Consider the following 18958-nt stretch of genomic DNA (forward strand, 5'->3'; position numbering starts at 1 on the left):
ACCCGGACTTTCATGCGGACCGCTCAGTCCGTCTCCGCCAGCACGGCGGCCAGCACGTCGAAAATCTCGTCGATCTGCCCGGCCGTGATGATGAGCGGCGGCGCCAGAATGATGGCACCATGCTGACCGTGCAGCTGGATGCCACGCGCCCGACAGCGGCGCGCGATGCGCGATACCGGATCGGCTCCGTCCGCATCGGGCAGCAAATGGATACTGCCGCCAAGGCCGACGCCGTCGACACGGGCTATGCCGGGGTGGCCGGACAATGCCCGCAAACGCGCCTGGAATACGGGGATCACCGATCTGGCATGATCGAGTACGCCGCCGCTTTCCAACTCGGTCAGCGCGGCGGAGGCGATGCGCATCGCAACGGGGTGCATCGCCGTGGTTCCCGCGTGCGGAAATTCGCCGATAACCTCGCAAAACCCATCGACCGCTTCACCGATCCGCCGCGACGGCAGTGTCGCCGCGAGCGCCGCATATCCGGAGGTCAGCCCCTTGCCGAGGACAAGAATGTCGGGGTGGCAATCGAGCCAGGCGCTCGCAAAAACGGATCCGGTCCTGCCGCAGCCGGTGATCACCTCGTCGAAGACGAGCAGGATGCCGTGCCTGTCGAGAAGCGAGCGAAGACCGGTAAGATAGCCCGGCGGTGGAACATGGAATCCCTCGACGACCGGGATGGGCTCGATGATCATCGCGGCGATCGTCCCGGCGCCCTGCTGCGCGATCAGGTCCTCAACCTCTTGCAGCAGCCGATCGACAAAAGCGTGTTCGCTCTCGTCCGGATCGCCATAGAGCGCGATATTGGGGCTCGATACATGGTGGATCAGCGTGTCTTCCGGGCCGAACAATTCCTTCATCCCGAGCCCCCCGAGACAGGACGCGAATATCGTCGTCCCATGCACGCTGCCGTGTCGGGCCAGCAGCTTTCGGCGTTCGGGCTGGCCGTTCGCCATGTGATAAAGCCAGGCCATCTTGACGGCCACTTCCACCGCTTCCGAACCCGAGTTCGAGAATGCGATGCGACCAAGTTCGAAGGGGGCGAGCGCCGCGAGTTGTTCGCACAGCATCACCGATGCATCGGTGCTGCAATTGTAGAGCGTGTGATAATAAGGAAGGATGCGCAGCTGCGTGGACGCCGCCTCGATGAGCGGCTGCGAACTGAAGCCCAGCGCGACATTCCATCCGCCGGAGATCGCGTCGATATAGCGGCGCCCCTCCATGTCGAAGACGTGGATTCCTTCACCCCGCACAATGACGAGGCCATCCTCGGGGGTCAGCTCGGACCATGGGCAATGCGCATGATATTGAACCGCGTGGCTGCGCTTCATGGTCGCCGTCATGGTGTCGATGCCGGTCATGATCTCTCCCTTCGCTATCTCATTGATGTCGAAAATTCGACGATATTGTCCACTCGCTTTCGCGCCGGATCAAGGATCGTCGGGCAAGCGGGCGTAGAAACGCCGATCCGGACGAGTGCCGTCCTTGTTGAGCGCATGCGCACGCAGCGTACCTTCCAGGATGTAGCCGCTGCGTTCGGCCACACCGATGCTCGCCTGGTTGTCGACATCGCAGATCAGGCAGATTTTTCGTGTCGCGGTCCGCTCGAACAGGAAGCGCGACACATGCCGGACCGCTTCCGTCGCAAACCCGCGCCTCTGGCTTTCGACATCGGTGAAATAACCGATCTCGACGATGTTCGCATGCCTGTCGATCGGCTGAGCATAGATCTGTGCCCGAAACGCCCCCTCGCCCCTGTCGACCGCGATCAGGCACAGGGCATCGCCCGCGTCCCAGGATGCGCCGAGCGATTCCAGAAAGCCGCCAACATCCCCGGCATCAAGATCCAGGATCTCGTCAGGCATATAATGGCCGATATGCCGGCGATTGCGTGCGAGTATCCCGGCATAGGCATGCGGGTCATATTCGCTGCACGGCACAATCCACAGCCGATCGGTTTCGAGGCGGAATGCCCGGCGTGGCAGAGGGTCGTTTTTCCACATTCTTCCAGATTCCCGGTTCGGTCCGCGCGAAGCGGGCACAGGATCCGACGGCGCTAGGCCGCCAATCGTTCGCGCATCGCAGCGATTTCGCCGCGCGCGATCGACTCGGCGTGAACCGCGTCCGGCCCGTCGGCGAGCCGGATGGTGCGGGCATAGACCCAGGCGCGAGCGAGAAAATGATCGTTGGTGACACCCGCGGCACCGTGCGCCTGGATCGCGCGATCGACGATTCCCGCCACGATATCGGGGGTCACCAGTTTGATGAGCGCGATCTCGCGCCGAGCATTTTTCGCGCCGTGCGCATCGATCAGCTCCGCGGTTCGCAGAACGAGCAGGCGGGCCTGTTCGATCTCGGCGCGCGAACGGGCGATGTCGAGCCGGATGGTGCCGAAGTCCGCCAGCGGCCGCCCGAACGCGACCCGCGCGATGGAGCGCTGGCACATTGCTTCCAGCGCCCGTTCCGCGATGCCGATCAATCTCATGCAATGATGGACCCGGCCCGGCCCCAGCCGACCTTGCGCGATCTCGAAACCGCGCCCCTCGCCCAGGATGAGGTTCGCGGCGGGAATCTCGACATTCTCGAAAGTCACTTCGGCATGCCCGCCGAAATGCGCGTCGGTCCCGGCATAGACGGGCATATGCCGAACGATCGACAGGCCGGGCGTGCCGCGAGGCACGAGAACAATGGACTGCTGCTTGTGCCGGGCGGCGTCCGGATCGGTCTTGCCCATCACGAAGAAGATTTCCGCGCGCGGATTCATCGCGCCGGATGCGAACCATTTCCGCCCGTTGACGACATATGTGTCGCCGCGCCGTTCGATCCGCGTCGCGATATTGGTCGCGTCCGAGGACGCGACATCGGGCTCGGTCATGCAGAAAACCGAACGCAACACGCCGCGCAGCAACGGATCGAGCCATTGCCGCTGCTGCGCGACCGACCCGAATTTCAGCAGGACTTCCATATTGCCGGTATCGGGTGCGCTGCAGTTGAACACCTCCGGCGCCCACAACACCCGGCCCATGATTTCGCCAAGTCGGGCATATTGCCGGTTGGTCAGGCCAGCGCCCGATCCATAGTCCCGCGTCACGAACAGGTTCCACAACCCGGCCTCGCGCGCCTTGCTTTTCAGCTCCTCAAGCAATGGCGGCATGTGCCATTCGGGCTGCGTGGTATCGATCGCCTCGTAGAATGCGTGTTCGACCGGGTGGACATGGGTGTCCATGAATGCCTGGAGGTCGCGCGCCACGGTCTCCAGCCGGCTATCGCTCATATCCATCAGCGATAGCCCCCGGCGAGAAGCGCGCCACAGCCCGGTGCCTGCGCGTCGAGCCCAAGCCGCTTGAGCATCTGATGAGTGGTCGCGATCGCCGCTGTCACGACGGGCCGCTGGAGCCGGGTCTCGACGATCGGCACGGACGCCAGCGACGGCATCTGGACGCACGCGGAAAGAACCACCGCGTCGGCACCGGCGACATTGAGGCCTTGCGATATCTCGACCAGCGCCAGAGGATCCCGACGGCCGACCTCCAGATTGTCCGCGATGCCGAGCGAGATGCAGTCCGTTACCTCATAGCCTTCATGCTCGATATATTCGACGACGAGGCGGGTGAGCGATTCGACATAGGGCGTGACGATCGCGACCTTCCTGATCCCCATCGTCGACAGCGCCTCGACCAGCGCGCCCGCGCTCGACACCACGGGCGCGTCGGCACCCTCGGCCAGGGCGACCTTGGCCAGCCGCGCCTCGCTCTCGCGATGATAGCCGGCGCCCCGGCTCATGATCGCCACCAGGCAGGCATAGCCCATCACGTCGACACGCGCGTCGGCGAGCTCGACCGCGCAGCGGCTGGACTCGCCGTCCATCGCCGAAAGCTCCTCCTTCGACACCTTGCGCATGCGCATGCGGCTGGAATGGAAGCTGAACGTATCTTCGGGAAACAGCGCGCGGCGCGCATTGAGCATCGCCGGAATCTCGATCTCCATCGTCGTGTTGGAGCTCGGAACGATCTGGCCGATCCGATAGGTCTTCATTGTCATTCGATACCCCGATCATCGCATCATCTGATTCTCTCCATTTATGTCGAATATTCGACGTTAGTGTCAATAGATGTGCGAGCAGGTGCGCTCACCGCGAATGCGGCAAGCGGGGTCAGCCCTTGGGCGTGCCCGATTTCTCGATTGAAATGGCGTTTTCCAGAAGCGCGATATTGGTCTTCAGCAAGGCGAAAGCCTGGTCGACGCTGCTGCCCTGCGACGTCGGCACGTCCGCCCAGCTCAGCGAACGGACGGCCATTTCGGCGAATTGCTCAGCCACCTCGACGGCAGTCCGGTCGCCGTCCGGCGCATACCACCAGGCCGTCCAGTTCCCCATGCCGATCAGGGCGAAGGCCGCGACACGCGGATCGACCGGGCGGAAATCTCCCGATTGAATGCCATCGGTGATCATATCGACAAATGCCTTCAGCACGCGCCGTTTCGCCTGCTGGTGCTCTTCCGCCAAGTTCACCGGCAATCTGGACTCGTTCGTTTCGAGGACCTTGATCACCAGCGGCGACCTGATGATCCAGGCGACCAGTTCCGCCATCGCATTGCGGAGCCGATCCGCCGGTTGCAGCCGGCTGTCCCGGCGATGCTTGTCGAGGATCGTGACCGGATAGGTCGTCGCTTCCTCGACCAGCGCGGTCAGCACTTCGTCCTTGTTCTTGAAATAATAATAGAGCGACGGGCGGCTCAGGCCCACGGCGTCCGCAATGTCCTGGATATTGGTGGAGGCGAAGCCCTTCTCCGCGAACAGCGCCGCGGCCTTCTGAAGCAGGTCGCCACGGATCATCTTGTTTCTAGGCCCCTTGGCGCTCACCGGGTTCACTCCGTTCATCATCGTCCCCCGCAAATGCGCCATCGCGCCAAGGGTGACAGGAAATTGCACATGGGCACACCGCCCGCCACAGCCTTTTGGAAGCTCAATTGATTTGACACAAGAGTTGACAATTCAACAATTGAGTCTGATTTTAGCGTCATCAGCCTTTAGGTGCGCTCATGACAACTCCCCTTCCCCCCTTGTCCCTCAACGGTGTCGACCACACCGCCTTTCCGACGGCGAAGCCGAAGGAAACCATCGAATTCTATCGCGACGTGCTCGGGCTGCCCGTGCTTCATGCGATCACGGCAAAAGGATGGGGGTGGAAAAACGGCTATCCGGACTTCTTCCATTTCTTCTTCGACGCCGGGCGCGGCAGCACCATCGCGTTCTTCTACCATATTGGCAGCCCCCCGCCGCCGCGTCCGGAAAATCCGTTCGGCTATCAGGCACAGGCGCGCCATACGGCATGGTCGGTCGAAACCGACGAAGAGATGATCGCCTGGCACACCCGCCTCAAGGCCAAAGGCGTCAAGGTGACGCCCCAGATCCGGCACGAACTGATCGAGTCGATCTATTTCCTCGATCCCAATGACTATCCGCTCGAAATCACGCGGCGGCTTCGCGACCTGACGCCGCTAGACAAGAGCGACGCCGAAAGATCGCTGATGGCCATCGCCGAAACCTTCGGCCCCAATCCCGAAGGCGCCACGATCACCGGACGGTCGATCGAGGATATGTGGCGGCTGAAGGCAAGGATCGTCCGGGACACATACGGGTTCCACCAGATCGACCCGGCCGCCCCCGCAATCTATGTGCCGTGCCTGCCCGAATATCGACCGCTGATCGACTATGCGGACCGTTCGGATCTCATGCTCACGCCGATCGGCGACGACTATGTCTGCGTGTCCGCCCCCGGTTTGTTGGAACTGTCGCGCGCGGACGTGAAGCTCGACGAGGCATTGTGGTTCAGCATGCTCGTCGGCGGCCTCAACGGTGATGTTTCCGAATTCACCACCGAGACGCTTTCGATCACCACGTCCGCCAGCATCGCCGCGATGGAGCCATCATGACCCGCCCAATGCCCCTTTTCCTGAACGAACGGGTCGAGCGCAAATATGGCTTCTCCCGCGCGGTCCGATGCGACAATCTGCTTTTCGTTTCCGGCACGGTCGGCGTCGATGCGGAGGGCACCGTCGTCGGGCAAGGGTCGATGGCCGACCAGGTCGCACAAGCCTATGAGAATTTGCGCTCGATACTCGACCGCGCGGGCGCGACGCCCGCCGATGTGGTGAAGGAGACGATCTTCACCACCGACATCCAGCGCTTCCTGTCCGAGTCTGCGGCACGGCATGACTTCTATGTCGCCGGGCTGCCGCCGGCGACCACGGGCGTCGAAGTCAAAAGCCTCGCCATGCCGGAATTGATGATCGAGATCGAACTGATCGCTTATCTCGGCACCCCATCCTGAGCTGAGCAGGGGACAAGGCCCACGCCGATCGCCCCGACCGTCATTGCTCCCTTGTGGACAGGCATTTGTGAGGGGGAGGCCTGCCAGGCTCGCACCCCGCTGAGCGCTGAAGCCTCTGCCGAACCTCCCCCAAGCCTCGCGGCTCGCTACCGATTGTCGGCCTGCCCGCGCAGGGCGAGCAACCCTTTTCGCGCGATGCGATAGGGGCCGCCTTCCTTGCTGGCGATCATCCTTTTGCGCTTGAGCGATCTGAAAATATCTATCGTGCAATTGGACAGCCGCCAGCCTTCATGCGTGAAGCAATCGACTTCGTCGATGCGGCCGGTATCTTCATCCCGCCGGTGAACGATACGCCCACCTCGCGCCAGCACGTGGAGCACGCGCTGTTCGGTCTTCGAAACATTCATGATTGAACTTTGCCCGTTCCGGCCCGCCATCTCGCGATCGCACCAGCTGAGCATGCGATATGGCTGGCATGTTGAACCACGCCGCGGAACAGCATGCGAAGAAGCGCATGGTTCCGCCGCGCAAATGGGCAGCAGACGGGGCGACACGCCCCGAGGCCGCCTATTTACGGGCTACAAGCTCAAAGATAGGCATGGGGCGGACGTAATCGCGAAAATGGCGCGGTGCAAGACGCCGGAGCCTGTATCACGCCGCTCCTCCCGCAAGGGTGATGCGATGGCCGGGCACATGACGGAACGCCTTGGCACGGCAAGTGAACAGGATCACCTGCATTCGGTTCGCGGCCTCGGTCAGAATGTCCGTCATCGCCTCGAACCGGCCATCGTCGGAATAGACCAGCGGATCGTCGAGGATGAGCGAGACCGGCGCGCCCTTTTCCAGAAGGAGGTCGGCAAAGGCGAGCCGCGTGAGCACGGCGAGTTGTTCCTGCGTGCCACGGCTGAGATCGCCGCTGGCCTCCGCGGTTCCGTCCCGCGTGATTCCGGTCAGGCTCATCTCCTCGTCGAACTCGGGATCGCCACCGGGAAGGATCCGTTCGATGTAACGCGCCGCGCGTCGCGTGACCGGCCCCAAAAAGGTTCGGGATGCCTCGTCGCCGACTTCGCGCAAGGTCCGGCGCAGCAGTTCCAGCGCGTCCGCTTCGGCGACGAGCCGCGACAGGCGCGCAGCCGCGGCCTGTTCGAGTTCCTCCGCCTCGCTTGCCAGGCTCGCCGGCCCCTTGGGACCATCGCTGGCGACACTGGTCTCCAGCGACGCGATCCGCGCCGCCAGCTCCAGTTGCTCTTCGCGCCCGCGAACCTGTTCGCGCTCGATATTGGCAATGCCCTTGCGAAGACGTTCGGCATCGAAACTGGTCGCTGCCTGCCTTGCCTGATCGAGCGCCTCCGCTCGCCGGGCAAGCTCCTCCCGCGCGTCCTGACGCGATTGCCCGACGGTTTCGCGATCGGCCTCTCCGTGCAGCGCGACAAGCCTCTGATCCGCCGCTTCGGTTTCACGGGCGGCGCCCGCCCGCTCGGCCTGAAACTGGACGAGGCGTTTCTCATGTTCGTGGGCCGCGGCCTGAGCGGCTTCTAGATGGGACAGCGCGACGCGTTCTTCCTCGCGCACCGCCTGGAGCGTCGCGTCGAGAGCGGCAATGTCGATATCGATGTCCTCGCGAGCGGCTTCAGGCGCCTCGGCAAGCTCACCCAGCAAGGCCTTCAACGCATTCGACCCCGGCGCCAGCCCCAATCCCGCTTCGCCGGGACACAGAGTCTCGATCTGCCGCTTGAGCGTGGCGATCTCCTGCGCCGCCGCGCGCGCTTGCTCCGCCCGGCTGCGGGCGGCCGCATGGTTCGCCACGCCGAGCGCGCCAAGCGCGGAAGCGAGCGCTTCATCGGCCGAACGCAGGCTGGCTTCGGCCGACAGCCCGCCGGCATTGGGTGGCGTCACGACGATCCGCGCCACCCGTTCCAGCACGATCTCGGTCGGACGGACAAGATCGTGACGGCCGGCGGGCGCTTCGTCGCCGTCGATCTTCAACGAACCGTCGCCGAGCAATTCGATGTCGACGGCCACCGCCCCCGCCTCGAACAGGATGCGCGCCTCCGTGGCCTTGCGATCGAGCCTGGCAAGCGCCTCCAGCGCGTCGTCGTCGATCGCGAGCCTCGCCTCCACCTCCCGCTCGGCGATCAGGCCCTCGATCCGCCGCACTTCGACAAGCTGGGCCCGGGCGCGCTGCAATGCGCCGGACCGTTCGCGACCGGCCAGGATCGCGCGCGCCTGATCGAGCGATGACTCGGCAGCCGTCTTGCGGGTTCGGATCTCAGCAAGCGCCGCCCGCCTGGCCGCCACCGTTTCGAGAGCCGCCGCATTCTCCGCGCGTTGCTCCGCCAGCACCTTGTCTGCAGCGACCAGGGCGTCCGCGCAGGCGGCCGTGGCGATCACCGCCGCGTCATAGCGTTGCAGCCATTGCTCCGCACTGCGCAGCTTCGCTTCGATTTCGCCATGGCGGGCCGTCGCATTGGACAGACGAAGCTGAGCCGTCTCCGCGAGCTTGAGATCCTCCTTCAACCGATGCAATCGCTCGACCAGTTCGGGGTCCGCCAGATCGCGTTCCACCAGACGCTTTGCGGTCCGGGCCTCTTCAAGGCGAGACAGCGTCTGCTCATAGTCCCGCAAAATCGTCACCGCTGCCTCGCGCCGGGTCCGGGCGCCGTCCAGCGCAGCCTCGGCTTCCGCCAGCTTGCCGGTCGCCTTGCCCGTCTTGGCCGTACGATAGCCGGCATAGGCCTCTTCGATCCGGGCCTTGACGAGTTCGAAGCGGCGCCCGCCAAGAACCACGCCCACCTCGGCCTCGAGCGCACCATGGATGCTGTCCCTGACAAGGCGGTTGGGCGCTTCCACGGAAAGAGCGCTGGCCTGCTCCACCCACAAGAGACCGAGCGCGCCGCGGGTCTCGGGGTCGTTACCGCGGCTGTTGTTCCTTTCGAACCCCAGCAAGCCTTGCAGCCGTTCCTCCGCGGCATCGCTTTCGATCCGGCCATTGGGGCCGATCAGCACCGCATGGGGGGATTTGAGGAATTGCTTTTCGATCCGCCATTGCGCGCCGTCGATCTCGAACGCCACGGCGACTTTCGGAGCAACATCATCGCCGAACGGACAATAGGACCGCACCAGCTCGCTCTTTGCCGAATGCCGGATGAAAAAGGCCGCGCGCAACGCCTCCAGAAGCGTCGACTTGCCGGTTTCATTGGGCTCGACAATGATATTGAGGTCGTCGCTGAATCCCGAGATCGTGATCGGTTTTCTGAATTTCCGGAAATTGGCGAGTTCGATCGAAAGCAGCTTCATGGCTGTGCCTCGTCCCGGACTCTCAGCGCTTCGATATAGAGACGCTCCAGCGCCGCGCGCGCCGATACGGCCTCGGGGCCGCCATCGAGCGCTTTCGCCCGCAAGCGCTCGGCAGCGATCGCCAGGGTTCCCTGCACATCGATATTGGCAAGATCGTCATCGGTCGGGCTTGCCAGCAGGCCGTCGCTCGTGAGTTCAAGCCAGCGCAGTTCGTGCGCAAGACCATCTTCGAGCTGACGGAGGACCGATACGCGATCGGCGAGCGACACCGATCCGGTCAGATCGAGATTGAGCAGGGTCTGCGCCGGCTGACAATTCTGCTTGAACGTGTCCAGCTCGTGTCGGAGGTCGTCGGACCGGGCCAGTTCCCATTGACGGGTCAGCCAGCGATAGCGGCCGGTCTCGATCCGCTCGAGCCTTGGCGCGGCACCCGCGGCCACGTCCGCCACGATGATGCTGCCGGGTTCGTCGCGGCCAAATCGGTCGACCTCCGGGGTTCCGCTATAGGCGGTATTGGCATTGACCATGAGATGGCCATGCCAGTCGCCCAGCGCGAGATAGTCGAGCCCCGACAATCGGGCACGGTCGGGCGGAATGAGATTGCTCGCCTCGCCCGACCCGCCGAACTCGGTGATCGAACCATGCGCCAGGCCGATCCGCACGGCGCCCGGCGGCGTATCCATGGCGTCGAACTGGGCCGTCGGATCGTCGCGGGTCCGGCGGTGATCGAGCGGCGCGGGCAGAAGCCATGCGCCCTCCTCCAGCATCACGGCATCGGCGGTGTCGGTTACGTGGACATTGTCCGACGCCTTCGCCCGCACACGCGACCAGAGCCCACCCGCACGCGCATGATCGTGATTGCCCGGCATCAGCCACCAGTGCAGCGACGTACGCCCCATGCGCGAAAGCGCCTGGACCAGAACGCGGTCGCCCGGATCGATATTGTCGAACACGTCGCCGGCGACGAGCACATGGCCGGCCTGCTTCCGCGATGCGATCTCCGCGATCCGATCGATCACATCGAGACGCGCATCCGCCAATGCCGCGCGCACGTCATCCGGAAAGCCGCCAAACGGCTTGCCGAGCTGCCAATCAGCCGTGTGGACGATTCTGACCATCAGCCCCCTATTTCAGACAATCGCGCCGTATCCAATCCGTTCGAGCCTCGCATTGAATCCATCATGGCGATTTGCGCGCCCATCCGGGACTGGTAGCCTGTGCCTGTGTAAGCGTTGGTGGAGAAAGATGGTGCGCGGCTGGATCCTGTTTCACCGAGAGCTTGATCCGGCGCTTCCGGAAGTGCCCGAGATATTCCGGTTCCAGGAAACCGCGCAGGCGATGGAGATCGCGCTCGAGGTCCTCAATCCGCACAGCTTCGACCTTATCGTCGGCGCGGACGACGATTGGTCGGTGACCTATCAGGACCGGCTGATGGAACGGCCCGACTTCATCATCTGCCGGACCGGCGCGGAGACCGATTATTTCACGCTGGCGCTGCTCCGCCATTTCGAGCGGCGCGGCGTCCGCCTCATCAACAGCCCCGCTTCCATCGAACTGGTCGCCGACAAGCTCCATACGCTGCAGGCGCTGATCCGTGCCGGCCTTCCCATTCCGCGGACGATTCTCGGCAAATTCCCGATGGATGTCGATCTCGTCGAGCGCGAGCTGGGTTTCCCCGTCATCGTGAAGACGCTGAAAGGCACGCGCGGCGCCGGCGTGCTCAAATGCGAGGATCGCAGCCAGTTCGAGGATCTGACCGGACTGCTCGAAAGCGCGGACGCGCAGGCGGATTTCCTGCTCCAGCATTATATCCGCGCGAGCCATGGTCGCGACGTTCGGGTTCTGGTCGTCGGTGGGCGGGTGGTCGCCGCGATGGAACGCCGGTCGCTGACCGGGGGCTTCAAGTCGAACGTGTCGCTGGGCGGTGTCGGCGCAGCCTATAATCCGCCACCCGAAATGGCCGAACTGGCGGTGCAGGCGGCGGACATATTGGAACTGGACGTGACCGGCATCGACATCCTGTTCGACGAGGATGGATATCGGATCTGCGAAGCCAATTCCGCACCGGGCTTTCAGGGGCTGGAGCGCGCCAGCGGTCTCGACGTACCGCAGATCATCCTCGAATGGATCGTGTCGACCCAGAATGCGCCTGCCGCCGCGCCCGCGCCGGTGGAAAGCACCGCGCTGGCCGAGCTCGCGTTCGGCGGACGCAGCGGCCTGCGTGCGATCAGCGACCGCAGCACGGGCTATCACCGCTTTGCGAGTGCCGTCGGCGTGCGCATGATCGCGGCCGGTATGGCATGCCTGGTCCATGCCGCCATGCCGCCCGCCCTGATCGACGAAAAGAGCCGCACGAGCCAGGGCCTGCGGACGCTGTTCGAAGGCCGTGTGCGGACCGACATGACCGCTTTCGACGACTCGGAACAGGAACGCACGCTCGTCGTGATCCTCGCGGTCTCGATCTGGGCGGCCGTGCTGCCCTGGCTGGCCGGCGCGCACGCCATGATCAGCGGCGCGCTGTCGGTGATCGCATTGCTCTTCCCGATCCTCTTCCTGCTCACCGCGCCAGCGAGGCGTATCCGCAAATCATCGTCCTCGGCCCTCAAGGCCGGAGGACGATGATGGACCTGTCGCTGATCCCCTGGGTCGATCTTGCGCCGTTCATCGCCATCGGCTTTCTCGCGCAGCTTGTGGACGGCACGCTCGGCATGGCCTTCGGTGTCTTCTCGAACGCGCTGCTGGTGATGATCGGCGTGCCGCCCGTTGCGGCGACAGCCGCCATCCACACCGCCGAAAGCTTCACCAGCGGCGCGTCCGGGCTGAGCCATGTCGTGCAGCGGAATGTCGACTGGCCCTTGTTCGCGCGGCTCGTCGTTCCCGGCGTCGTCGGCGGGATCATCGGCGTCTGGGTGCTCACCATGATCGATGCCGACATCATGAAGCCCGTGGTGCTCGTTTATCTGGCCGCAATCGGCGCCTATCTCATCTGGCGCGGACCGCGGCGCCCACAGGCCTATCGGCGCATGCGGCTCGTCGGTCCGCTCGGGCTCGTCGGCGGTTTCCTTGATGCGTCGGGCGGCGGCGGCTGGGGTCCGCTGGTCACGGGCAATCTCCTGGCCCAGGGCATGACGCCGCGCATGGCGATCGGGACGGTCAATGCATCGGAATTCTTCGTGACCGTCACCGTGCTTGCCGCGCTGATCGGCGCGCTCGGCCTCGAATCCTTCACGATCGCGGCCTCGGGCCTGCTCGTCGGCGGCATCGCCGCCGCCCCGCTCGGCGCCTATCTCGCCAGCCGCATCCCGCCGAAACCCCTGATGCAGCTGGTCGGCGCGGTGCTGATCGCGACCAGCTTCTATGGGCTCGTGGCGCTGATGTTCGAACCCATCCCGGCATTTCCGCGATTCTGACGTAGCGCTTGCCTCCGGTCAGCCGCCGGCGATGATCCGCACCTTCTGATCGATCAGCCCCGCGATACCGGCGCCCGCCTCGCCCAGTTCCAGCCGCACCCGTTCGCCGTTGCGCAGGAACGGCGTCGCAGGCCGGTCGGCGAGCGCGTCGAGCGCGCGGCGTTCGGCGATGCAGGCGGAGCCGACCCGGTCGGCGTCATAGTTGGAGACGGTGCCCGATCCGATCACAGTGCCGGCGCACAGATCGCGCGTCGCGGCGGCATGGGCAATGAGCTCGCCAAAGCCGAAATGCATCGCCCCGCCCAGCGGTTCGCCGAACAGCACGTCGCCGCGCCACAGACGCAGCGGCAGGTGCACGCGCCCGTCGCGCCAGGCATCGCCGAACTCGTCGGCCGTGACGGCAAAGGCCGAAAGCGTGCTCGGCGGCTTGGCATGGATGAAGCCGAAGCCGCCCTTCATTTCCGCCGGGCCGAAGGCGCGCAGGCTCCAGTCGTTGATGATCACGATCAGCCGGACATGATCGAGCGCCGCCTCCGGCGTGATGCCCATCGGCACCGCATCGGTGATCACGCCGATCTCGGCCTCGAAATCGACGTCATGGCGTATGTCGGGAAAGACGACCTCTTCGTGCGGCGCCAGATAGCGATGCGAGATACCCTGATACATCAGTGGCGGCTCATGCTCGCCGCGCTTCTCGAAACCCCAGGCATCGGCGAGGATATGATTGTGCGCCAGGAAAGCCGAGGCGTCGAGGAACTGATAGCCGCGCGGCAGCACCGCATCGAGCGCGGATGGGTCCACTGGAAACGCATCGCCCCCGCCCGCTACCAACCGCGCCGCCTGCGCGCGCAGTTCGGGTTCGACACCGGTCCAGTCGTCCAGCGCCGCCTGCAATGTCGGCGCGGCGGCGGCGAATTCGGCGCGGGCAAGATCGTTCGAGACGACAAGCAGCCGCCCGTCACCGCCGGTTCGAAGCGTCGCGAATTTCATGATGCATCCTCGAAAATGGCGACGGCGCGCGTCCAGCCTGCCGAAGCCGCCCGGATCTTCACCGGAAAGCAGGAAATGGTGAAGCCGTTGGGCGGCAGCGCCTCGAGATTGTGCAGCTTCTCGAGATGGCAATAACCGATATCGCGGCCCACCTTATGCCCTTCCCAGATCAGGCTCGCATCGCCGGTCTCGGCATAACGCCGGGCGGTGTGGCTGAACGGCGCATCCCAGCTCCAGGCGTCTGTGCCGGTCACGCGCACGCCGCGTTCGAGCAGGTACAAGGTCGCCTCGCGGCCCATGCCGGCGCCGGCCGAGAGATAATCGTCCGCGCCATAGCGGCTGCCGGCGCGCGTGTTCACCAGCACGATGTCGAAGGGCTGGAGGTCATGGCCGATGCGCGCCAGCTCGGCTTCGACTTCCGCCGCGGTCACCACATGGCCGTCGGGAAAGCCGCGGAAATCGAGCTTCACACCCGGCCGGAAACACCAGTCGAGCGGCACTTCGTCGATCGTGATCGCACGCTCGCCGCCATTCATCGTCGAGGCGAAATGATAGGGTGCGTCGAGATGCGTGCCATTATGCGTGATCAGTTCGATCTTCTCGTACGACCAAGCCTCCTGATCGGGCAGATCCTCCGCCGTCAGCCCCGGAAAGAATTGCGCCAGCTCACCCACCTGATCCCGGTGGCTGAAATAGTCGATCTTGGGGCGATAAGGCGCCGGGTCGGAGGCGACGTCATTCTCCAGCGGCACCGAGATATCGACGAAGCGGCGGCCCATGGTCAGGCAGCCCGTTCGACATAGGCATAGAGCGGATCGTCCGCGCCGCGCTTGCCGAACAGGAACGGCTTGGCGGGATGGCGTTCCCAGAATTTCGCGGTCTCGGGCTCCATGCGGCTCCAGTCGAAGATCACGTCGCGGTGGGTGATCGCCCAGCGCCCGTCGCGCCGCTCGAACCGGTCGAGATAACGGCCGCCGATCTCCGCATCGGTGCCGTCGGTCATCTGGCACCAGGCGACGTGATAGCTTTCGACAAAGGCATGGTCAGCATCGCCGAATTCGCAGAGGATGTTGGTGATCATGTGCATCATGCCCTTGATCGGCGATCCCGGTTTGGGCCGGGTGAACGAGACGACATCGATAAACTCGGTCGCCAGCCCGTCGAACTCGCCATGCCGTTCGGTGGCGCCGGGATGATAGCAGCCATGCGCCAGTTCCGCATCCGAACGGTCGCCCGCCCGCGCGCGGCGGTAAAGCACTTCAGCGATAGCCTGCTTGTCGAGAAGCTGCTGGATGGCTGCGTCCATATCGATCGGTTCCTTGATGCCGGGAGTGGGAAGAAGCGCGCCGCGGGTCGCCCCGCCTGTCGCGTAGAGCGGATCCTGTGCGGTGCGCGTGCCCATCAGATGCGCGGGCTGGGTTTCGGGATTCCAGAAGGGCGCGGTGCCGGGCATCACCCGCGACCAGTCATAGACGATATCGCGATGCTGGATCAGCCAGCGCCCGCCCACGTTCCTGAATGTGTCGAGATAGCGCCCGCCGATATGGAAGAAGACGGTGGCACCGCCCTCCACGAAAGTCTCGTGCGCGACATGATAGCTTTCGACGAACACATCACCATCGTCGCGGAACTCGAACAGCGCATTGCCGATGATGTGGAGCTTGGAAATGCATTCCGGCCCCTTCAGTCGCGCAGCTTCCAGGCTGTCGATGAAACCGTGCATCAGCCCCTGATAGGTGCCGTGATTGTCGGTGCCGTCGACGGGGTGACACGCCTTCATCAGCGCGGGATCGTAACGATCGGCGCCACGTGCACGCGAATGGAGCAGGTCCAGTATCTCCTGCTTGATCTTGTATCGCTCGACCGCAGTCACTCGACCCGCTCCTTCTCCACGTCGGCCTCGATCGCGCCGATTCCGTCGATCTCGCATCGCACCCGATCGCCGGGCTTCAGGAAACGCGGCGGTTTCATCGATCCACCGGTGCCCTTGGGCGTACCCGTCGCCAGCACGTCACCGGGCTCCAGCGTGCAGACCGTCGACAGATAGGCGATCTGTTCCCAGCAAGTGTTGATCATCTCGCGCGTCGAGCCGTCCTGCACCACCTCACCATTGACCAGGCAGCGCAGGCGCAGCCCGTGCGGATCGCCCAGTTCGTCGGGCGTCACGATCCATGGGCCGAGCGGGCCGTGGCTGTCGAACGACTTGCCAAGCATGATCGTCGGGCTGCGCCGCTGCCAGTCCCGCACGCTGACATCGTTGCAGATCGTGTAGCCCGCGACCACCTCATGCGCGCGGTCGACGGCGACGCGCCGGCAGCGGCGGCCGATCACGATCGCCAGTTCCACTTCCCAATCGAGCTCACTGCCCTCCGGCGGCAGCAGGATCGGATCAAAAGGGCCGTTGATCGAAGTCGGCAGCTTGACGAACCAGCGCTGGTGGACGGGCGGCAGATAATCGGGATTGGCCGCCTTCACCTCGTCGATATGGCTCTGGTAATTGGCAGCGATGCCCAGGAACTTGCGCGGGCGCAGCACCGGCGCGCGCAGCCGGACATCGGTCAACGCCTCGCCCGATCCGGTTTCCGCGGCGCGGGCGGCGCGCGCCATGCCCGCCTCTCCCTCGGCCAGCAGATCCTCCATCGACGATGCGTCGACCGCGAAGACACGGTCGTCCCGCACCACGCCGACACGCTGCGTCGATCCGCTGAGATAGGTGACCAGCCTCATTGGCCGAGCCGTTCCACCAGCGCCTCGCGGAAATCGCCCGCGGGCATGTAACTGGGATTGGCCTTCACCGCCTGCTCGGTCGCGGCGAAGATATCCTCGTCGGACAGCGAGAAATCGATCGGCGTCCCATAGGGCTGGCTGATATGCCAGGGCGTGTGGACATAAGTCTCGATGATATTGTCCTCGGGATCGCGGAAATAGACGGTCCAGCTATTGCCATGGTCGAGCGTCCAGATCTTGGTGATCCGGGGATCGGCCTGTGCCCGGTCATGGACCGCGCGCAACTGGCCGAAATCGTCGAGCAGGAAGGATATCTGCGCGACGGTCGACGGACTGTCCGGCGCGCGGCCCGATACCAGCAGCAATTGATGATGCTCGTCGGGCGACATCGTCATGAAGCGGATCGGATTCACGTCGGTGCGCTCGTCGGTGACGATGAAACCGAAGAAGTCCGTGTAGAAATCGGTCATCCGATCGATGTCGATCACATAGATGCCGACATGGTTGAGCGAGAAATTGATGCGCGTCATGGCTGGACGGTCTCCGTGGAAGCCGGCGGCGCAGCGACGCCGTCCGGCAGGATATGCAGTTGATCGAGCAGCGCAGCGCACATGACTTCGAGCGCCGCCTGCCCGCGTCCGATCGCGAAGACATAGCGATCGGGCCTGACCAGCGCCCAGCCCGCCGCGCGCGCGCCGAGCCAGTCGGCGATGCCTGCATCCGGCACCGAGCATATCTGCCCGTCTATGGCACGCCAGCGCGGATCGCCGATCGTCAGGCCGGCCGCATCCGCCGCGACCAGCGCGAAACGCCCGTCGAGCAGTCGATCGAAATGGCAGCGGCCATCGGACGTGTCGACGACGAATTCGGGCAGGCGCATGCCGCCGCTCGGTGGATCGACCACGCCCGAGCGGATCGGCGGCACGATATCGGTCATCGCGACCGTTCCGTTGCGGTTGCGCTCCATCTCGCGGAACATGGCGTCGCGCCGGGCGGCTTCGTCGGGGTCGCGCGTGCAGACCGCCGCCCCGGCTGCGACCGAGGCGGAGACGATCGCGCGGACATGCGGTTCGCGCTCCGCCTGATAGCTGTCGAGCAGCGTGTCGCCTGCCCCGCCGCGCAATACCAGCGACAGCCGCCAGATGAGTTGCGCCGCATCGCGGATGCCATGGCACATGCCCTGCCCGTAGAAAGGCGGCGTCTGGTGCGCGGCATCGCCCAGCAGGAAGACATTGCCGATCCGCCACTGCGCGGCGAGCAATGCGCGAAAGCGATAGACCGCGGCGCGGACGATCTCGACCTGGTCGGGATCGATCCAGTCGCCGATACGATCGCGCAGCCAGGCATCGGCCACGACCTGATCGTCGCTCTCGCCGGCCAGCAGCATATATTCCCAGCGGCGATGGCGCCCCGCGCCGGGGATCAGCGTCGCGGGCCGTGCCGGATCGCAGACCATCAGCGAGAAGCGGCCGTCGCGCACCTCGGGCGGGATGCCATGACTTTCCGGCCAGCGCATCGGCCCGTCGACCAAAGTATCGACGACCAGCCAGCGTTCCTCGAAGCCGATATCGTCGAGCGGAACGCCCAGGCTCTTGCGCACGATGCTGCTTGCGCCATCGCACGCAAGGATGATGCGGGCGGATAGCACGACATGCTTTCCATCCGCATCGCGCGCGCGGATCGTGCCGTCCTCGATCCCCAGCACGTCATGACCGGTGCGCACATCGACATGCGCGAAGCGTTCCAGCCCCTCGCGCAGCAATGCTTCCAGTTGCGGCTGGTAAAAGAGGTTGCTGGGATGCCAGGCGAGCGGATCGGCCCGCAGCGGCGCACGGAAGGTACGGATCGGCTGGAGATCCGACCCCAGATAGACCGAACCGCCCAGCGGCCTCGTCACCTCCGCGATCCGCTCCGCCAGCCCGATCGCGGCGAAGATGCGCATGATCTCGGCATCGAAGACGATCGCGCGCGGCTGACGATAGGGTGCGCCGCCGCGTTCCAGCACGAGCGTGCGCAGCCCCGCCATCCCCGCGAGATTGGCGGCTGCGGCCCCTACCGGCCCCATGCCGATGATCGCGATATCGTACCCGTCGGAACTCGTCATGCCCTTCGATCAGCCCCTGCCGCATCGCCCCGATCGGCAATGCTGTTTCGGCGAGGGCTATCGACGCATGACTTAATGGACAAAGACCGTTGAGGCCG

Annotated in this window: 18 protein-coding genes; 4 read left to right on the forward strand and 14 right to left on the reverse strand. The window is 64.7% G+C overall.

Going from position 1 to position 18958, the window contains the following annotated elements; translation table 11 throughout:
* Positions 1 to 23: 23 nt before the first annotated feature.
* From AC3WN8_RS07115 to AC3WN8_RS07135, 5 genes are all read right to left on the reverse strand, one after another.
* Positions 24 to 1361, reverse strand: coding sequence for an aminotransferase family protein (locus AC3WN8_RS07115; protein ID WP_492668700.1), 1338 nt, complete (start codon positions 1359 to 1361; stop codon positions 24 to 26).
* 69 nt (positions 1362 to 1430) lie between these two features.
* Positions 1431 to 2003, reverse strand: coding sequence for a GNAT family N-acetyltransferase (locus AC3WN8_RS07120; protein ID WP_492668701.1), 573 nt, complete (start codon positions 2001 to 2003; stop codon positions 1431 to 1433).
* 53 nt (positions 2004 to 2056) lie between these two features.
* Entirely contained in the window at positions 2057 to 3280 is a 1224-nt protein-coding gene (locus AC3WN8_RS07125; RefSeq protein ID WP_492668702.1) for an acyl-CoA dehydrogenase family protein, read from the reverse strand.
* On the reverse strand, positions 3280 to 4041 hold the full coding sequence (locus AC3WN8_RS07130; protein ID WP_492668703.1) for a maleate cis-trans isomerase family protein: 762 nt from the start codon (positions 4039 to 4041) through the stop codon (positions 3280 to 3282). The genes AC3WN8_RS07125 and AC3WN8_RS07130 overlap by 1 nt, the downstream gene beginning before the upstream one ends.
* Positions 4042 to 4153: 112 nt before the next feature.
* On the reverse strand, positions 4154 to 4879 hold the full coding sequence (locus AC3WN8_RS07135; RefSeq protein WP_492668704.1) for a TetR/AcrR family transcriptional regulator: 726 nt from the start codon (positions 4877 to 4879) through the stop codon (positions 4154 to 4156).
* A 161-nt stretch (positions 4880 to 5040) separates the two neighbouring features.
* On the opposite strand from AC3WN8_RS07135, the gene AC3WN8_RS07140 reads away from it, so the two are divergent.
* Entirely contained in the window at positions 5041 to 5934 is an 894-nt protein-coding gene (locus tag AC3WN8_RS07140; RefSeq protein WP_492668705.1) for a VOC family protein, read from the forward strand.
* A complete protein-coding gene (locus AC3WN8_RS07145; protein ID WP_492668706.1) occupies positions 5931 to 6332 on the forward strand; it encodes a RidA family protein in 402 nt (133 codons plus the stop codon). The genes AC3WN8_RS07140 and AC3WN8_RS07145 overlap by 4 nt, the downstream gene beginning before the upstream one ends.
* Before the next feature lie 146 nt (positions 6333 to 6478).
* On the opposite strand, the gene AC3WN8_RS07150 is transcribed toward AC3WN8_RS07145, so the two are convergent.
* The 3 genes from AC3WN8_RS07150 to AC3WN8_RS07160 all read right to left on the reverse strand — a co-directional run bounded on the left by AC3WN8_RS07150 (position 6479) and on the right by AC3WN8_RS07160 (position 10747).
* Complete coding sequence (locus AC3WN8_RS07150) at positions 6479 to 6739, reverse strand: YjhX family toxin (protein WP_492668707.1); 261 nt, start codon at positions 6737 to 6739, stop codon at positions 6479 to 6481.
* 244 nt (positions 6740 to 6983) lie between these two features.
* Positions 6984 to 9629, reverse strand: a complete 2646-nt coding sequence (locus tag AC3WN8_RS07155) for an AAA family ATPase (RefSeq protein ID WP_492668708.1) — start codon at positions 9627 to 9629, stop codon at positions 6984 to 6986.
* Complete coding sequence (locus AC3WN8_RS07160) at positions 9626 to 10747, reverse strand: metallophosphoesterase family protein (protein WP_492668709.1); 1122 nt, start codon at positions 10745 to 10747, stop codon at positions 9626 to 9628. The genes AC3WN8_RS07155 and AC3WN8_RS07160 overlap by 4 nt, the downstream gene beginning before the upstream one ends.
* A 130-nt stretch (positions 10748 to 10877) precedes the next feature.
* On the opposite strand from AC3WN8_RS07160, the gene AC3WN8_RS07165 reads away from it, so the two are divergent.
* Positions 10878 to 12251: a RimK family alpha-L-glutamate ligase gene (locus AC3WN8_RS07165; RefSeq protein ID WP_492668710.1), complete on the forward strand. Its 1374-nt coding sequence runs from the start codon at positions 10878 to 10880 to the stop codon at positions 12249 to 12251.
* Positions 12248 to 13039 carry a sulfite exporter TauE/SafE family protein gene (locus tag AC3WN8_RS07170; RefSeq protein ID WP_492668711.1) on the forward strand — a complete coding sequence of 264 codons (792 nt, stop codon included), beginning with the start codon at positions 12248 to 12250 and terminating at the stop codon, positions 13037 to 13039. The genes AC3WN8_RS07165 and AC3WN8_RS07170 overlap by 4 nt, the downstream gene beginning before the upstream one ends.
* A gap of 18 nt (positions 13040 to 13057) precedes the next feature.
* Here the strand turns inward: AC3WN8_RS07170 and AC3WN8_RS07175 are convergent, their stop codons facing one another.
* Genes AC3WN8_RS07175 through AC3WN8_RS07200 form a run of 6 tightly spaced genes read right to left on the reverse strand, consistent with a single transcriptional unit; the run spans position 13058 to position 18860 of the window.
* Positions 13058 to 14029 (reverse strand): fumarylacetoacetate hydrolase family protein, encoded by a 972-nt coding sequence (locus tag AC3WN8_RS07175; protein WP_492668712.1) that lies wholly within the window; start codon positions 14027 to 14029, stop codon positions 13058 to 13060.
* On the reverse strand, positions 14026 to 14808 hold the full coding sequence (locus AC3WN8_RS07180) for a cyclase family protein (RefSeq protein ID WP_492668713.1): 783 nt from the start codon (positions 14806 to 14808) through the stop codon (positions 14026 to 14028). The genes AC3WN8_RS07175 and AC3WN8_RS07180 overlap by 4 nt, the downstream gene beginning before the upstream one ends.
* Positions 14809 to 14810: 2 nt before the next feature.
* The gene (locus AC3WN8_RS07185; RefSeq protein WP_492668714.1) at positions 14811 to 15902 is read right to left on the reverse strand and encodes a nuclear transport factor 2 family protein; all 1092 of its coding nucleotides are present in this window, start codon (positions 15900 to 15902) and stop codon (positions 14811 to 14813) included.
* Positions 15899 to 16756 (reverse strand): fumarylacetoacetate hydrolase family protein, encoded by an 858-nt coding sequence (locus tag AC3WN8_RS07190; RefSeq protein WP_492668715.1) that lies wholly within the window; start codon positions 16754 to 16756, stop codon positions 15899 to 15901. The genes AC3WN8_RS07185 and AC3WN8_RS07190 overlap by 4 nt, the downstream gene beginning before the upstream one ends.
* Positions 16753 to 17286: a VOC family protein gene (locus AC3WN8_RS07195; protein WP_492668716.1), complete on the reverse strand. Its 534-nt coding sequence runs from the start codon at positions 17284 to 17286 to the stop codon at positions 16753 to 16755. The genes AC3WN8_RS07190 and AC3WN8_RS07195 overlap by 4 nt, the downstream gene beginning before the upstream one ends.
* Positions 17283 to 18860 carry a bifunctional 3-(3-hydroxy-phenyl)propionate/3-hydroxycinnamic acid hydroxylase gene (locus tag AC3WN8_RS07200; protein WP_492668717.1) on the reverse strand — a complete coding sequence of 526 codons (1578 nt, stop codon included), beginning with the start codon at positions 18858 to 18860 and terminating at the stop codon, positions 17283 to 17285. The genes AC3WN8_RS07195 and AC3WN8_RS07200 overlap by 4 nt, the downstream gene beginning before the upstream one ends.
* Between the last annotated feature and the right edge of the window lie 98 nt (positions 18861 to 18958).

It is taken from the genome of Sphingobium sp. FW305-3-2-15-F-TSA7, assembly GCF_058787155.1.

Bases quoted from the DNA above. Each gene is read 5' to 3' on its own strand.
- AC3WN8_RS07125 (WP_492668702.1), bottom strand. From the start codon at position 3,280: ATGGATATGAGCGATAGCCGGCTGGAGACCGTGGCGCGCGACCTCCAG.
- AC3WN8_RS07200 (WP_492668717.1), bottom strand. From the start codon at position 18,860: ATGACGAGTTCCGACGGGTACGATATCGCGATCATCGGCATGGGGCCG.
- AC3WN8_RS07140 (WP_492668705.1), top strand. From the start codon at position 5,041: ATGACAACTCCCCTTCCCCCCTTGTCCCTCAACGGTGTCGACCACACC.
- AC3WN8_RS07175 (WP_492668712.1), bottom strand. From the start codon at position 14,029: ATGAAATTCGCGACGCTTCGAACCGGCGGTGACGGGCGGCTGCTTGTC.
- AC3WN8_RS07130 (WP_492668703.1), bottom strand. From the start codon at position 4,041: ATGACAATGAAGACCTATCGGATCGGCCAGATCGTTCCGAGCTCCAAC.
- AC3WN8_RS07160 (WP_492668709.1), bottom strand. From the start codon at position 10,747: ATGGTCAGAATCGTCCACACGGCTGATTGGCAGCTCGGCAAGCCGTTT.
- AC3WN8_RS07150 (WP_492668707.1), bottom strand. From the start codon at position 6,739: ATGAATGTTTCGAAGACCGAACAGCGCGTGCTCCACGTGCTGGCGCGA.
- AC3WN8_RS07155 (WP_492668708.1), bottom strand. From the start codon at position 9,629: ATGAAGCTGCTTTCGATCGAACTCGCCAATTTCCGGAAATTCAGAAAA.
- AC3WN8_RS07180 (WP_492668713.1), bottom strand. From the start codon at position 14,808: ATGGGCCGCCGCTTCGTCGATATCTCGGTGCCGCTGGAGAATGACGTC.
- AC3WN8_RS07195 (WP_492668716.1), bottom strand. From the start codon at position 17,286: ATGACGCGCATCAATTTCTCGCTCAACCATGTCGGCATCTATGTGATC.
- AC3WN8_RS07120 (WP_492668701.1), bottom strand. From the start codon at position 2,003: ATGTGGAAAAACGACCCTCTGCCACGCCGGGCATTCCGCCTCGAAACC.
- AC3WN8_RS07170 (WP_492668711.1), top strand. From the start codon at position 12,248: ATGATGGACCTGTCGCTGATCCCCTGGGTCGATCTTGCGCCGTTCATC.
- AC3WN8_RS07135 (WP_492668704.1), bottom strand. From the start codon at position 4,879: ATGAACGGAGTGAACCCGGTGAGCGCCAAGGGGCCTAGAAACAAGATG.
- AC3WN8_RS07115 (WP_492668700.1), bottom strand. From the start codon at position 1,361: ATGACCGGCATCGACACCATGACGGCGACCATGAAGCGCAGCCACGCG.
- AC3WN8_RS07190 (WP_492668715.1), bottom strand. From the start codon at position 16,756: ATGAGGCTGGTCACCTATCTCAGCGGATCGACGCAGCGTGTCGGCGTG.
- AC3WN8_RS07145 (WP_492668706.1), top strand. From the start codon at position 5,931: ATGACCCGCCCAATGCCCCTTTTCCTGAACGAACGGGTCGAGCGCAAA.